Origin of the sequence: Cupriavidus pauculus (assembly GCF_003854935.1) — a bacterium.
Lineage (GTDB): Bacteria > Pseudomonadota > Gammaproteobacteria > Burkholderiales > Burkholderiaceae > Cupriavidus > Cupriavidus pauculus_C.
Genome location: NZ_CP033969.1, coordinates 211,657 through 225,141, shown reverse-complemented (window position 1 = coordinate 225,141; position 13,485 = coordinate 211,657). Strand labels below are relative to the sequence as shown.

The 13,485-nt window shown below is 69.6% G+C and carries 14 protein-coding genes; 6 read left to right on the top strand and 8 right to left on the bottom strand.

Going from position 1 to position 13,485, the window contains the following annotated elements:
- Positions 1-9: 9 nt before the first annotated feature.
- The 3 genes from EHF44_RS02730 to EHF44_RS02720 all read right to left on the bottom strand — a co-directional run bounded on the left by EHF44_RS02730 (position 10) and on the right by EHF44_RS02720 (position 2,894).
- Positions 10-882 carry a DMT family transporter gene (locus tag EHF44_RS02730; RefSeq protein WP_124682321.1) on the bottom strand — a complete coding sequence of 291 codons (873 nt, stop codon included), beginning with the start codon at positions 880-882 and terminating at the stop codon, positions 10-12.
- Positions 879-1,997 carry a LysR family transcriptional regulator gene (locus EHF44_RS02725; RefSeq protein WP_124682320.1) on the bottom strand — a complete coding sequence of 373 codons (1,119 nt, stop codon included), beginning with the start codon at positions 1,995-1,997 and terminating at the stop codon, positions 879-881. Before EHF44_RS02725 ends, EHF44_RS02730 begins: the two co-directional genes overlap by 4 nt.
- Before the next feature lie 105 nt (positions 1,998-2,102).
- Positions 2,103-2,894 (bottom strand): sensor histidine kinase, encoded by a 792-nt coding sequence (locus tag EHF44_RS02720; protein WP_124682319.1) that lies wholly within the window; start codon positions 2,892-2,894, stop codon positions 2,103-2,105.
- 567 nt (positions 2,895-3,461) lie between these two features.
- Between EHF44_RS02720 and EHF44_RS02715 the strand changes: the two genes are divergently transcribed.
- The 6 genes from EHF44_RS02715 (at position 3,462) to EHF44_RS02690 (ending at position 7,991) form a co-directional block, all read left to right on the top strand.
- Positions 3,462-4,433: a GlxA family transcriptional regulator gene (locus tag EHF44_RS02715; RefSeq protein ID WP_253699945.1), complete on the top strand. Its 972-nt coding sequence runs from the start codon at positions 3,462-3,464 to the stop codon at positions 4,431-4,433.
- Between the two features lie 141 nt (positions 4,434-4,574).
- Positions 4,575-5,324: an SDR family oxidoreductase gene (locus EHF44_RS02710; RefSeq protein WP_124682317.1), complete on the top strand. Its 750-nt coding sequence runs from the start codon at positions 4,575-4,577 to the stop codon at positions 5,322-5,324.
- Between the two features lie 18 nt (positions 5,325-5,342).
- A complete protein-coding gene (locus tag EHF44_RS02705; RefSeq protein WP_124682316.1) occupies positions 5,343-5,843 on the top strand; it encodes an Ohr family peroxiredoxin in 501 nt (166 codons plus the stop codon).
- Positions 5,844-6,008: 165 nt separating this feature from the next.
- On the top strand, positions 6,009-6,488 hold the full coding sequence (locus tag EHF44_RS02700) for a carboxymuconolactone decarboxylase family protein (RefSeq protein ID WP_124682315.1): 480 nt from the start codon (positions 6,009-6,011) through the stop codon (positions 6,486-6,488).
- A gap of 4 nt (positions 6,489-6,492) precedes the next feature.
- Positions 6,493-6,909, top strand: coding sequence for a cupin domain-containing protein (locus tag EHF44_RS02695; RefSeq protein ID WP_124682314.1), 417 nt, complete (start codon positions 6,493-6,495; stop codon positions 6,907-6,909).
- Between the two features lie 326 nt (positions 6,910-7,235).
- Positions 7,236-7,991 carry a response regulator transcription factor gene (locus EHF44_RS02690; protein WP_124682313.1) on the top strand — a complete coding sequence of 252 codons (756 nt, stop codon included), beginning with the start codon at positions 7,236-7,238 and terminating at the stop codon, positions 7,989-7,991.
- A gap of 4 nt (positions 7,992-7,995) precedes the next feature.
- Here the strand turns inward: EHF44_RS02690 and EHF44_RS02685 are convergent, their stop codons facing one another.
- The 5 genes from EHF44_RS02685 to EHF44_RS02665 form a co-directional block, all read right to left on the bottom strand.
- On the bottom strand, positions 7,996-9,213 hold the full coding sequence (locus tag EHF44_RS02685; RefSeq protein WP_124682312.1) for a DUF3734 domain-containing protein: 1,218 nt from the start codon (positions 9,211-9,213) through the stop codon (positions 7,996-7,998).
- Positions 9,214-9,284: 71 nt separating this feature from the next.
- Positions 9,285-10,067 carry a 3-hydroxybutyrate dehydrogenase gene (locus EHF44_RS02680; protein WP_124682311.1) on the bottom strand — a complete coding sequence of 261 codons (783 nt, stop codon included), beginning with the start codon at positions 10,065-10,067 and terminating at the stop codon, positions 9,285-9,287.
- A 25-nt stretch (positions 10,068-10,092) separates the two neighbouring features.
- The gene (locus EHF44_RS02675) at positions 10,093-10,836 is read right to left on the bottom strand and encodes an acetoacetate decarboxylase (RefSeq protein WP_124682310.1); all 744 of its coding nucleotides are present in this window, start codon (positions 10,834-10,836) and stop codon (positions 10,093-10,095) included.
- Between the two features lie 259 nt (positions 10,837-11,095).
- A complete protein-coding gene (locus EHF44_RS02670; protein WP_124682309.1) occupies positions 11,096-11,872 on the bottom strand; it encodes a 3-hydroxybutyrate dehydrogenase in 777 nt (258 codons plus the stop codon).
- 16 nt (positions 11,873-11,888) lie between these two features.
- On the bottom strand, positions 11,889-13,280 hold the full coding sequence (locus tag EHF44_RS02665) for a GntP family permease (RefSeq protein ID WP_124682308.1): 1,392 nt from the start codon (positions 13,278-13,280) through the stop codon (positions 11,889-11,891).
- Between the last annotated feature and the right edge of the window lie 205 nt (positions 13,281-13,485).

The following is a 13,485-nucleotide window of genomic DNA, read 5'->3' as shown; positions in this document are numbered from 1 at the left end:
ATCCGCCCCTCAGGACACCTGCCGCAACCGCCGCCGCCACGCCACCGCGCCCGTCGACGCCAGCGCCACGCCGGCCACGATCAGCGTGCAGGCCAGGAAGACCATCGACCAGTCGCGGTCCCTGACGTGGCCGGCCAGCGCCAGGCCCAGCATCGACAGCACCGGGGTGCCGTAGCCCAGGACGCCGATCTGCGCCGCGTTGCCGTGCCGCATGGCGTAGTCCCACAGCACGAACGCGATGCCGAGCGGGCCCAGGCCGATGGCCAGCACCCAGCCCAGGCTTGCCAGCGGCAGGGCGGCCGGCGGTTCCAGCACCAGATGGCTGGCGATGGCCAGCAGCCCGGCGCCCAGGCAGAAGCCGCCGACGGCCCACGACGAGAACGGCGGCAGCCAGCGAGCGCCCAGCGAGTAGACGGCCCAGACCACGGCGGCCAGCAGCGCCATCGCGTAGCCGGCCGCGTACGCGGGGCTGAACGCGACGCCGCCCGGGCCGGACAGGATCGCCACGATGCAGCCGCCGAACCCCAGCAGCGCGCCGGCGATCTTCGCCACGCCATCGGCGCCGCGCCAGACCGGCGTGCCGAGCAGCACCAGGATCAGCGGCCACAGGTAGTTGATCAGGTTGGCCTCGGCGATCGGCGCCAGCCGGAACGCCATCACCAGCCCCGCGTTGTAGACGAACAGGCACGCCACGCCGAAGGCCAGCGTGCGCAGCGGCACGCGCCAGTCGCGCAACCGGTGCACGCAGGTGAGGCTGCCCGCGCACAGGGCCAGGCCGGTCAGCAGCAGCGGCGGCACGTCGGGCGCGCGGGACACCAGCGTCGCGAACGACGCCCAGAGAACGATGGCGCCAGCGGCGCCGAGCCATGCGGCCAGGGTCATGCGAGTACTCCGGGGGCGGCCGTGTCTTCGTCGGCCAGCAGGTTGAAATCGGTCAGGCAGTTCAGCCGCATGGCGCGGATGTGGTCGGTCATGAAGTCGATGAACACGCGGATGCGCGTGGGCAGGTGCTGGCGGCTCAGGTAGCAGATGTAGTGGCCGCGGTCGTCGGGCGCGTGCCGGCGCAGCGCCACCACGAGTTGCTGGTCCGCCAGCGGCTGGCAGATCTGGTAGCCGGCCATCTGGGCGATGCCCCAGCCTTCCAGCACCGCGTGCAGCACCAGGTCGGCGTCGTTGAACGTCATCCGCGCCCGGGGCATGTACTTGCGCACCACGCCGTCCACCTTGAACTCCCATTCGAAGATGCGCCCGCTGGAGAAGCGGAAGTTGATGCATTCGTGCTGCGCCAGTTCGTCCAGCGTCTGCGGCAGCCCGTGGGTGGCCACGTACGACGGCGCCGCGCACAGCGCCATCTGCATCGGTATCAGCTGCTTGGCGATGATGCTGGAGTCCTCGATGCGGCCGTTGCGGAACGCCACGTCGATCTGCTCGGACGCAAAGTCGGTGGGCCGGTCGTCGAGCAGCAGGTCGATGGCGATATCCGGGTAGACCTTGACGAACTTGTCCAGCAGCGGCGCCACCACCTTGCGGCCGAAGCCCACCGTCGAGCTGATGCGCACCAGGCCGCGCGGCGGGCCCTGGCGCAGCTCCAGCATGTCGTTCATCGCCTCGACGATGTGCGTCACGCCCTGGTGGCAGTTGTCGAAGAAGCGCTGCCCCTCGCGCGTGAGCTGCGTGCTGCGCGTGGTGCGCAGGAACAGCCGCGTGCTGAGCTGGGTTTCCAGCTTCTGCACGTTGCGGCTGACGGCCGAGCGGCCGATGCCGAGCCGCTCGCCGGCCTTGGCAAAGCTGCCCTCGCTGGCCACGGCCATGAACGCCATGATGCCGGCGTAGCTGGCGGCGAAACTGGTCGACAGCGCGTCGGCGTGGTTCGGCAGGCTGAGCCGGAAACTGCGCTCCGCCGCGTCGGATGACGGCGCCGGTTCCGCCGCCTCCGGTAAGTCCTGTGATTCCGGTAAATCTGGTGATTCCGGTGGTGTGGTGTGTGTCGATCCCATATTCCTTCCCCTGATGCAATCGGGCGCCGTCCGTCGCGGCAATGCCCTGTAAGCGAGTCTTGCGGGCGTGGCCCGCTGCTTGGCGGCGTGTGTGCGGCCGGGCTGCTACGCGGCGGCGCAGGGCAGGCGCACCACGAAGGTTGTCCCGCCGCCGGGCCGCGCCATGGCGTCGATGGTGCCGCCGTGGTCGGCCACGATGCGCCGGCAGATCGACAGCCCCACGCCCATGCCATCCGCCTTGGTCGTCTGGAACGGCTCGAACAGCCGGGGCAGGGCGTCCGCGGCAAGGCCGCAGCCCCGGTCGCTGATGGTCGCCACGGCCGCGCGGCCGTCGGCACGCAGCGTGACGGTCAACGGGCGCGCGGCGCGTGGCGCGGCGTCGGTGCCGGCCATGGCCTCGATTGCGTTGACCACGAGGTTGACGAAGAGCTGCTGCAGCGCCGCGCGCTCGCCCAGCACGGGCAGCGGCGCGGCCGGCAGGTCCAGCGCCGCCGTCACGCCGTGGCGGCGCAGGTCGTCGTCGAGCCAGCGCAGCGTGTCGCGCAGCACGCCATCCAGCGGCACTGGCTGCGGCGGCCGCGCCTGCGGGCACGCCAGCGCGCGCAGGTCCGCCAGCACGGTGCCGGCGCGTCCGGCATCGGCCACCAGCGATTCGAGCGAGGCAATGGCGCGGGCCACGTCGGGCGGCTCCTGGCGCAGCCAGCGCAGCGCGCCCTGTCCGCGCGTGGCGACGGACGCCACCGGCTGCACCACGTCGTGCACGATCATCGCCACGCTGCGGCCCAGCACGGCCAGGCGATCGGCATGCAGCGCGCGGCGGCCATCGGCATCGGCAGCCGGGGGCGCCGGCGCGGAGGCGCTGGGGTCCACCACCGCCACGCGAACTGCGTCATTCATTGCTTCTCTCGCTGATTTCGGTCACGCCGCCGGCTCGGCAGGACACCTTCCCGCACACCCCGAACACCCGTATGGACCGGTGCGTTCGATGTTAATAAGCGCTTAATATGCCGTAAATGACAGCGTTCCCGTGTTTCCTGCCAGACGGCCAGCCGGGCGCGGCACTTCAGTGCGATTTCGTCGCCGATTGGTGCAAAAGTGGAAACGGCGTGGCTCGCGCCGGCCGCTTGTGACCGGGCCCGCCGCTCACTAGACTCGCTCCCCGATTTGTCCTGTCGCACCGACAACCCGCCACGTGCCGCGGGGACGCCCGGCCCATGCCCGGCCGTCGTGCGACGCCACCGGACCTGACAGACGGGAGCCAAAAAACGATGACAACCCTGCCCGTGCCCACGCGGCCCCTCCAACCGTTTGCCGCGTCGCGGCGGGGCCGCCCCGCCCCGGCCGTGTCACGCACCGCGCGCAAGCTTGCGCGGGACTGCCCCGCTGTCATAGCATCCACCGTCCACCGCCTTACCTGCCATGCTTCCGAACCAGCCGCCCCCCGCCCCGGGAAACATTGAAGACATGCCGCGCAACGTCCTGTTCGTGGCATACCCCGACGTCAGCCTGCTCGACCTTGCCGGACCCCAGACCGTGTTCTGGGCCGCGTCGAACTACGCGCGGGCGCGCGGCATGGCCGGATACCGCTGCCATACGGCCAGCTATGCGGGCGGCCCCGTGGCAACCGTGGAGGGCACCACGCTCGATTCGGTCTCGCTGGCGTCGTTCGACCTGCGCATGGTCGATACGGTCATCGTGCCGGGGTCGCCAACCATCCTCGAAGTGGCCCGCACCGAGACCGCGCTGATCGGGTGGCTGGCCGGCGCGGCCGGCACGGTGCGCAACATGGCGTCGGTGTGCAGCGGGGCGTTCCTGCTGGCCTTCGCGGGCCTGCTCGACGGCAAGCGCGCCACCACGCACTGGGCCATGCTGGGCCGCTTTCGCGAACTGTTTCCGACCGTCGACCTGGACCCGGACGCCATCTTCGTGCGGCAGCAGAACCTGTGGACGTCGGCGGGCGTGACCACCGGCATCGACCTGGCGCTGGCGATGGTGGAGGCCGACTACGGCCACGAGGTGGCGCTGAACTCGGCCAAGGAACTGGCCGTGTACATGAAGCGGCCCGGCGCCCAGCCACAGATCAGCGAGATCCTGATCTCGCAGAGCCGCCAGGTGCCGGTGTTCGAATCGCTGCACCTGTGGATCATGCAGAACCTGTCGCGCGCGGAGCTGTCCGTGGAGCAACTGGCCGAGCACGTCGGCATGAGTCCGCGCAACTTCGCCCGGGTCTACAAGGAAAAGACCGGGCGGACGCCGGCCAAGGGCGTGGAGCACTTTCGCGTGGAAGCGGCGCGGCGCCAGCTGCAGGACCTGGACCGGCCCATCGAGGTGATCGCCCGCGACTGCGGCTTTGGCAGCGAGGAACGGATGCGCGTGACGTTTCAGCGCCACTTCGGGCTGTCGCCGAGCGAGTATCGCCTCAAGATCAACCGCTAGCGCCGGCCCCGGCCGGCCCGCGATCCGATTGATGCTTTTTGGGAAACATGGTGCGTCCGGCGCCAGTCTGGCGCGGCGCGGCGGCGCCACCTAGCATGCCGGTATGTGGACGCGGTCCACCCCAGCATGGAGAGAGACATCATGAACATCGTAGTGATTGGCGGCACGGGCCTGATCGGCAAGAAAGTGGTGGCGCGCCTGCAGGCGCAGGGGCACCAGGTGCTGGCGGCGTCGCCGGCCAGCGGCGTCAACGCGGTGACCGGCGAAGGGCTGGCGCAGGCGCTGAACGGCGCCCAGGTGGTGGTCGACGTGGCGAACTCGCCGTCGTTCGAGGACAAGGCGGTGCTGGAATTCTTCGAGGCGTCGGGCCGCAACCTGGCGGCGGCCGAGAAGGTGGCCGGCGTGTCGCATCACGTGGCGCTGTCCGTGGTGGGCACCGACAAGCTCGAACAGAGCGGCTACTTCCGCGCCAAGAACGCCCAGGAAGCGCTGATCCGCGGCGCGGGCGTGCCGTACACCATCGTGCGCGCCACCCAGTTCCTGGAATTCCTGGGCGCCATCGCGCAGTCCGCCGGCGGCGCCGACACGCTGCGCATCACCACCGCCTACATCCAGCCGATGGCCTCCGACGACGTGGCGCAGGCCGTGGCCGATGCCGCGCTGGCGCTGCCCGTCAACGGCATCGTCGAGACCGCCGGCCCCGAGCGCTTTCGCATGCACGAGATCGTGCGGCGCTACCTGGCCGATACCGGCAACCCGCTCGCGGTCAGCGGCGACCCGGCGGCGCCTTACTTCGGCGCCGTGCTGCAGGAAGGCACGCTCGTGCCCGAGGGCGACGCGCGCCTGGGCACCATTCGCTACGAGGACTGGATCCGCACCCAGCAGAAATAGCCGCCAGGAGACACTTCCATGGAGAACGAGGGGCTACAGCCCCCGCCATTGACGTTGCTCGACCGCTACCTGGGTCAGGGATTCACCGCGCTGTACACGACGACGGTCACCGTGGCCGGCGGCCAGGCCGCGCATGGCCGTGCGTCGGGCGTGGCCCGCTCCGACGACGGCAACCTGATCCTTGAACTGCGGCTGCCCGCCGCGCTGGGCGGGCCCGGCAGCGGCACCAATCCGGAACAGCTCTTCGCGGCCGGCTACGCCGCCTGCTTCCACGGCGCGCTGAGCCTGCTGGCCAGGCGCGCCGGCATCGACATGACGCCGGCGACGGTGGCCGCGCAGGTGTCGTTCGGCCGCGATCCGGTGGATGGCGGCTACGCGCTGGTGGCCGAGATCCGCATCCGCATGCCGGGCGTGGCACGGCCCGTGGCCGAGGAACTGGTGCGCAACACCGAGCGGCTGTGCCCGTACGCCAAGCTGGCGCGCGAGGGCATGCACAGCATTGTCTGCGTCATCGACTGACCCGCCCGCCGATTGGTGTTCCCAGGGCAACAGACTGGGCACCGACACGGCACTACCCGCGCCCCACGGGGCGCACTACGATTCGATGCAAGCAGTGCCCACCTTGGCGCGGTCGTGCAAAGGGGCCCGGCGAGCAACATTCCCATCCACCTGCAGGAGAGACACATGTCGCAACGTTTGAACTACTTTCAGCAATCCCCGGAACTGTCGAAGAAGCTCGTGGAACTGGGCGGGTTGTTCCAGAAGACGACGATCGAGCAGCACATCCGCGAACTCGTGGAAATCCGCGCCTCGCAACTGAACGGCTGCGCGTTCTGCGTCGACATGCACATCAAGCAGGCCAAGATCCACGGCGAGCGCGAGCTGCGCCTGCACCACGTGGCCATCTGGCGCGAATCCACGCTGTTCGCCCCGCGCGAGCGCGCCGCGCTGGCCTGGACCGAGGCGCTGACCCAGCTGCCCGCGCACGGCGTGCCCGACGACCTGTACGAACGCGTGCGCACGCAGTTCTCGGAAAAGGAACTGTCGGACCTGACGTTCCAGATCGGCGTGATCAACACCTGGAACCGCCTCAACGTGGCGTTCCAGACCGTGCCGGGATCGGCCGACAAGATGTTCGGCCTGGACAAGGCCGGCCTGGAGTGATGCCATGAGGCGCTTTGCATCGCTTGCATCGCTCGCGGCGCTGGTTGCCGCGGCCGGGCTGGCCTTCGCGCAGCCCGCGCTGGCCGGGCCCACCGACGCCAAGGTCACGGAACTGACCCGCCAGGCGTTGGCCGACTACCCGGGCAAGGAAGTCGAGATGATCGTCGTGGAGTACCCGCCGGGCGGCTACGACCCCGTGCATCGCCACGACGCGCACGGCTTCATCTACGTGCTGGAAGGCACCATCGTCATGGGCGTGAAGGGCGGCAAGGAAGTCACGCTCAAGGCCGGCCAGACGTTCTACGAAGGCCCGGACGACGTCCACACCGTGGGTCGCAACGCCAGCAAGAGCAAGCCGGCCAAGTTCGTCGTGTTCCTGATCAAGAAGCAGGGCGCGCCGATCCTGACGCCGGTCCAGTAAGCCATCCCACGCCGGCAGGCCCCAGACGGGGCCCTGCCGCGCGCATCCCGTGCCCGCCGCCCCGCGCGGCGGCCACATCCCGATGCCTGCCCCCGTCTTCATGTAGCGACCTTGTTCGGTCCCGTTGGCCGACGCCTTCCGCCTCCGGGGGCGTCGGCCTTTTTTCCGTGCCGCGCGGGGCTGCCACCGGCCCTGCCGATTGGTGCGCGCACGGAAACGCGGCCTCCCCCGGCGGCGTCTTGTTGCGGTGCCGCGTGGTTTCTAGACTGGTTGCACCATCGTTCCATCCCTGCCTGCAGCGTTATCCGGAGTCCATCGTGCACGCCATGACACCCAAGCCCCCGCGCGGCCGCGAAGCCGTCGAACCGGTCGTCTACATCGTCGACGACGACCCCGGCCTGAACCACGCGCTGGCCGACCTGCTGGCCTCGGTCGGCATCCGCTCGCGGTCGTTCCTGTCGGCCGACGCGTTCCTGGCCGCGCAGATCGAACCGGTGCCCGGCTGCGTGGTGCTGGACGTGCGGCTGCGCGGCGCCAACGGGCTGGAGGTGCAGCGCGAGATGGTCCGGCGCGGCATCGGCCTGCCGGTGGTGTTCATCACCGGGCACGGCGACATCGAGATGACGGTGCGCGCGATGAAGGCCGGCGCGCTCGACTTCCTGCCCAAGCCGTTCCGCGACCAGGACTTCCTGGACGCCGTGACAGGCGCCATCGACGTGGACCGCTGCAAGCGCCAGGCGCTGCAGTGCTGCGACGACCTGCGCGCCCGCTACGCCACGCTGAGCGCCCGCGAGCGCGAGGTGATGGCGCTGGCGGTGTCGGGGCTGATGAACAAGCAGATTGCCGGGCGCATCGGTATCAGCGAGGTCACGATCAAGATCCACCGCAGCCGGGCCATGCGCAAGATGGCCGCGCGCACGTTCGCGGACCTGGTGAAGATGGCCATCGAGCTGGAGCTGCCCACGCTCGGCCAGAACGCCATGGCGCCGCTGGCCACGGCCGCGCCGGCGGCCCCGGCCGTGGCGATGGGGCCGGCGCCGCGCCCGGCCATGCGCGCGGCGCCGCCGGTGCCGGCCTACTGACCGCCTATTGACCGCCCGCGTTGCGGTGGCGGTGGATGTCGTGCGTGACGAACGGGTCGTCGTGCGGCGGCATCGCCAGCCATTCGGGATGCGCCAGCGTGCCGCGGATATCGTCCAGCCCGCTGTTCCAGTGCTCGCGCATCGTCAGCGGGCCGAACTGGAAGTCCTTGGCGCTGCCTTCGAACGGCTTGTCGCGGTAGATGAGCTGGATCACGTTGCGGCGGACGTCGCAGGCATCCGCTGCGGCGCGCTGGTACGCCTCGCTCTGCCTGCGGGCCGGCGGCACCAGCGCCAGCACGTCGGCCAGCAGGCGGCGGAAGTTCTGCTGCTCGCTCATGTGGTCCGTGATGTTGCGCGTGCGGCTCGAATACTGGATGTCCTTCTGGCGCGTGGCCACCGCTTCGAGCGTATGCGGCAGCGGCCCGCGCGCGCTCCACAGGTCCACCTGGAAGATCAGCGCGTTGCGGCGCGGATGCTCGCGCAGGATGGCCTGCAGCGGCGTGTTGGAGACCAGCCCGCCGTCCCAGTAGTACTCGCCGTCGATCTCCACGGCCGGAAAGCCCGGCGGCAGCGCGCCCGACGCCATGAAATGCTCGGCGCGCAGCCGCGTCCGGGTGTTGTCGAAGTAGGCGAAGTTGCCGTTGCGCACGTTGACGGCGCCCACCGAGACGCGCAGTTCGTCCGGGCGGTTGATGCGGTCGAAATCGGCAAAGCGTTCCAGCGTGGCCTTCAGCGGCCCGGTGTCGTAATAGCTGGCGGTGTGCGCGCCCGCTGGCTGCACGAAGCCGGTGGGCCACAGCCGGGGCGAGAAAAAGCCGTTCTGGCCTTCCACGAGTGCGCGCGCGGCCTCGATGGCGTCGAACCAGACCCGCATCGTGTCTGGCCAGTGCTGCGCGCTGTCGGCGATCAGGTCGTACGGCACCAGGCTTGGCAGCCACGGCTGGCGGCAGATGTGCTGCCAGAACGCGCGTAGCTGGTCCACGCGCCGGGCCGGCGGGTTGCCAGCGATGATGGCCGCGTTGAGCGCGCCGATGGAGATGCCCGCCACCCAGTTCGGGGTGATGCCGGCCTCGGCCAGCCCCTGGTACACGCCGGCCTGGTACGACCCCAGCGCGCCGCCACCCTGCAGCACCAGCGCCTTGACCGCGTAGCGGTCGTCCACGGCCGTGTGCGCGGTTGCCGCGCCCGAGCTGCCCTGCAAGTCCTGTCTCTCTTGAAACATGATCTGTGTTCCTGCTCTGACGGGGGCGCGCCCGCGCGGCGGCCGGGGCCGGGGCGGGCGGCCCGCCTGCGTTATTGCATGTACCAGCCGTGGCTGACGACGAACGACTGGCCCGTGAGCGCGGCCGACGGAAACGCGCACAGGAAGAGGGCGGTCTGCGCCACGTCGTCGACGGTGGTGAAGACGCCGTCGACGGTGCCGCCCAGCATCACGCGGCGCACCACTTCTTCCTCGCTGATGCCCAGCTCCCGGGCCTGCTCGGGAATCTGCTTGTCGACCAGCGGCGTGCGGACAAAGCCCGGGCAGATCACGTGCGAGCGCACGTTGTGCTCGCCGCCTTCCTTGGCCAGCACGCGCGCCAGGCCCAGCAGCCCGTGCTTGGCGGCCACGTAGGCGCACTTGAGCGGCGAGGCTTCGTGCGAGTGCACGGAGCCCATGTAGATCACCGTGCCGCCGCGATTGTCGCGGTACATGTGGCGCAGCGCCGCGCGCGTGGTCAGGAAGGCGCCGTCCACGTGGATGGCCTGCATGCGCTTCCAGTCCGCAAAGCTGTACTCGTGGATCGGGTTGACGATCTGGATGCCGGCGTTCGAGACCAGGATGTCCACGCCGCCAAAGCGGTCCGCCACCGCATCGGTGGCGCGGTCCACGGCCTGCTCGTCGGTCACGTCCATCGCCACGCCCATGGCCAGGCCGCCCGCAGCCTCGATCCCGCGGGCCACCTTGACGGCCGCCTCCTCGTTGAGATCGGCCACGGCCACGGCCGCGCCCTCCCGGGCCAGCAGTTCCGCGATGGCCTTGCCGATGCCGCTGGCGGCGCCCGTGACGATGGCCGATTTGCCTTGAAGCTTCATGATGTTCTCCGGATAACGGGTTGGCTTACTGTTGCAGGTAGTCGAACACGACCTCGCCGAGGCCCAGCGTCAGGTCGGCCACGTAGTGCCTGGCGCCCAGCACCTCCAGCACCGGCAGCGACGCCACCGGGGCCAGGGCGTGGGGAAAGAGCGACAGGGCAGCGGGGCCGGTCCAGGCGCCCCGCACGGCCACGTCCTTGAGGAAGAAACAGACCAGCTCGCACACGCGCGCCGTGCCGTCGACGTGGGGCAGGATCTTGAGCAGGTAGTTCGGCGTGCCGGCCAGGGCGTCGCGCACCGGGTCTGGCGCGATGCAATGGTGCTTGTAGCCCATCGTCCCGGTCGCCACGCGCACCGGGCCGTAGTCGAGCGTGCCCACCAGCGTGTCCTTTTCCACTGACAGGCGCGGGCTCGCCAGCTTCTTCGGAAACCCCCAGATCTCGCGGCCGCCCGCCAGCGGCGGATGGTCGTCCAGGAACATCGCGTGCGTGTAGTTGCCCGGCCGCCCCTGGTAGGTCACCGGAATCACCTGGCCGGACTCCGTGTAGTCGCCAAAGCCCGTGGAATCGGGCATGCGGATGAATTCGTAGTGGACGACGGGCTCGGCCACCGCCAGCGGCTCGGGCACCACCGCGCGCAACAGGTCCGGATCGGTGCGGTACGAAATGACAAGGTATTCCCGCTGCAGGAACCGGTACGGTCCCATCGGGTAGGCCGGGCTGCACAGCGGCGTGGCATACGCGCGCTCCCGGATGGTCTGGACGTCCATGGCATGGCCTCCATAACAATGCCGCGCCGCGACGCCGCCGTCCCGATGACGGCAGCCCATCGCGGCCCGGATTCATTCTGGAAGGCCCGGAGGCGTCAAGCCATTACACCTGCGTATCGCCGGCGCGATGCTTAGGTATGAGGGGGTGAGCGGTTTGGGGGGAGGGATGGAATCACGCTGCCTGGCACATCGGCGCGACGAAACAAAAAAGCCCCGGCAACGCCGGGGCTCCTGAACCGATCGGGTCGTGCCAGGCGGCTTACTGTGCCGTCCAGCCGCCGTCCATGGCCCATGCCGCGCCGCGCACCTGCTCGCCGGCGGGCGAGCACAGCATCAGCACCAGGCCGCCGAGCTGTTCGGGGGTGACGAACTGGCCGGACGGCTGCTTGTCGGACAGCAGCCGGGCCTGCGCGGCGTCGCGCGAAATGTTTTCGCGCTGTGCGATGGCGTCGATCTGGGCGGCCACCAGCGGCGTCAGCACGAAGCCGGGGCAGATGGCGTTGCAGGTGATGCCGGTGGCGGCCGTCTCCAGGGCGGTGACCTTCGTCAGGCCCACCAGCCCGTGCTTGGCGGCCACGTAGGCCGACTTGCCGGCCGAGCCGACCAGCCCGTGGACCGACGCGATGTTGACGATCCGGCCCCAGTTGGCCGCGCGCATCGCCGGCAGCGCCAGCCGCGTGGTGTGAAAGCCCGAGCTGAGGTTGATGGCGATGATGTCGTCCCACTTCTGGACCGGAAAGTCCTCCACGGGCGACACGTGCTGGATGCCGGCGTTGTTGACCAGGATGTCCACGCCGCCAAAGCGCGCCTGCGCCAGCGCGAACATTGCCTCGATCTCGTCGGGGCGGCGCATGTCGGCCGGGTGGTGCACGGCCTGGGCGCCCGTGGCGGCGATGGCCGCCAGCGCGGCGTCCACGTCGCCAAAGCCGTTCAGGACGATGTTGGCGCCGGCCTGGGCCAGCGACTGGGCGATGCCCAGCCCGATGCCGCTCGTGGAGCCGGTGACCAGCGCGGTCTTGCCTTGCAGATTGACCATGATGCCTCCTTGCTTGTCAGACCAGGCCGGTCAGGTAGAACACCAGGATCACGAAGAACACGGCCAGCGTCTTGATCAGCGTGATGGCGAAGATGTCGCGGTACGACTCGCGGTGCGTGAGGCCGGTGACGGCCAGCAGCGTGATGACGGCGCCGTTGTGCGGCAGGGTGTCCATGCCGCCGCTGGCCATCGACACCACGCGGTGCAGCACTTCCAGCGGAATCTGCGCGGCCTGCGCGCCCTGGATGAAGACGTCGGACATGGCCGCCAGCGCGATGCTCATGCCGCCCGAGGCCGAGCCGGTGATGCCGGCCAGCGTGCTCACCGACACGGCCGCGTTGACCAGCGGGTTGGGGATGCTGCGCAGCGCGTCGCTGACCACCAGGAAGCCCGGCAGCGCGGCGATGACGCCGCCGAAGCCGTATTCCGAGGCGGTGTTCATCGATGCCAGCAGCGCGCCTGACACGGCGCTCTTGGTGCCTTCGGCAAAACGGGTCTTGACGGCGCCGAACGCGGTGGCCAGCACCACGACGATGCCCAGCAGCAGGGCGCCCTCGACGGCCCAGATGGCCGTCACGCTGGCGATCTTGGTTTCCACCGGCTTGGACAGGCCCGGCAGCGACACGCTGTTGGCCTGGCCGTACCAGAGCGGGATCATCCGCGTGAGCCAGAAATTCGACACGCCCACCACGATCAGCGGCAGGATGGCCAGCAGCGGCGGCGGCAGCTTGCCGCCTTCCATGCGCTGCGGCTCGTTGACGAGGCTGGTGCCGTAGCCCTCGCCGCGCGCGGCGGCGGCGCGGCGGCGCCATTCCAGGTACGACAGGCCCACGATGATGATGAACAGCGACCCGGCCACGCCCAGCACCGGGGCGGCCCAGGACGTGGTGTTGAAGAACGTGGTCGGGATGATGTTCTGGATCTGCGGCGTGCCCGGCAGCGAATCCATCGTGAACGAGAACGCGCCCAGCGCGATGGCGCCCGGCATCAGGCGCTTGGGGATGTTGCTCTGGCGGTAGAGCTCGGCCGCGAACGGGTAGACCGCGAACACGACCACGAACAGCGAGACGCCGCCGTAGGTCAGCAGCGCACAGACCGCCACAATGACCGCGTTGGCGCGCGAGCGGCCGATGTAGCGGATGGCGGCGGCGACGATCGATTCGGAAAAGCCGGACAGCTCGATGACCTTGCCGAACACGGCGCCGAGCATGAACACCGGGAAATAGAGCTTCACGAAGCCGACCATCTTCTCCATGAAGATGCCGGAGAACACGGGCGCCACGGCCGACGGGTCGGTCAGCAGCACGGCGCCCAGGGCGGCCAGCGGGGCAAACAGGATCACGCTGTAGCCGCGGTAGGCGGCGAACATCAGGAACGCCAGTGCGGCGAGCACTACTACAAAGGACATGGGGTCTCCATCGCTTGTTCTTGAATGCGGTCGAGCAGCGCGGATGCCTGGCCGTGCCGTCGAATGCGATATTCCCTCGCGCAGATGACAAGGGGCCGCTTCAGTAGCAGGCTCTGTGCCACACCAAAAACGTTGTCGAAAAGGCGCTGGAAGTGTATCCCACGCCCTTTTGTCTCGACATTGAGACAACGCAAGCGGTGGCGAA

Excerpts from the sequence above, each read along its gene's own strand:
- EHF44_RS02690 (WP_124682313.1), top strand. The coding sequence starts at position 7,236 with ATGACACCCAAGCCCCCGCGCGGCCGCGAAGCCGTCGAACCGGTCGTC.
- EHF44_RS02715 (WP_253699945.1), top strand. The coding sequence starts at position 3,462 with ATGCCGCGCAACGTCCTGTTCGTGGCATACCCCGACGTCAGCCTGCTC.
- EHF44_RS02685 (WP_124682312.1), bottom strand. The coding sequence starts at position 9,213 with ATGTTTCAAGAGAGACAGGACTTGCAGGGCAGCTCGGGCGCGGCAACC.
- EHF44_RS02700 (WP_124682315.1), top strand. The coding sequence starts at position 6,009 with ATGTCGCAACGTTTGAACTACTTTCAGCAATCCCCGGAACTGTCGAAG.
- EHF44_RS02695 (WP_124682314.1), top strand. The coding sequence starts at position 6,493 with ATGAGGCGCTTTGCATCGCTTGCATCGCTCGCGGCGCTGGTTGCCGCG.
- EHF44_RS02680 (WP_124682311.1), bottom strand. The coding sequence starts at position 10,067 with ATGAAGCTTCAAGGCAAATCGGCCATCGTCACGGGCGCCGCCAGCGGC.
- EHF44_RS02710 (WP_124682317.1), top strand. The coding sequence starts at position 4,575 with ATGAACATCGTAGTGATTGGCGGCACGGGCCTGATCGGCAAGAAAGTG.
- EHF44_RS02705 (WP_124682316.1), top strand. The coding sequence starts at position 5,343 with ATGGAGAACGAGGGGCTACAGCCCCCGCCATTGACGTTGCTCGACCGC.
- EHF44_RS02665 (WP_124682308.1), bottom strand. The coding sequence starts at position 13,280 with ATGTCCTTTGTAGTAGTGCTCGCCGCACTGGCGTTCCTGATGTTCGCC.
- EHF44_RS02725 (WP_124682320.1), bottom strand. The coding sequence starts at position 1,997 with ATGGGATCGACACACACCACACCACCGGAATCACCAGATTTACCGGAA.
- EHF44_RS02670 (WP_124682309.1), bottom strand. The coding sequence starts at position 11,872 with ATGGTCAATCTGCAAGGCAAGACCGCGCTGGTCACCGGCTCCACGAGC.
- EHF44_RS02730 (WP_124682321.1), bottom strand. The coding sequence starts at position 882 with ATGACCCTGGCCGCATGGCTCGGCGCCGCTGGCGCCATCGTTCTCTGG.
- EHF44_RS02675 (WP_124682310.1), bottom strand. The coding sequence starts at position 10,836 with ATGGACGTCCAGACCATCCGGGAGCGCGCGTATGCCACGCCGCTGTGC.
- EHF44_RS02720 (WP_124682319.1), bottom strand. The coding sequence starts at position 2,894 with ATGAATGACGCAGTTCGCGTGGCGGTGGTGGACCCCAGCGCCTCCGCG.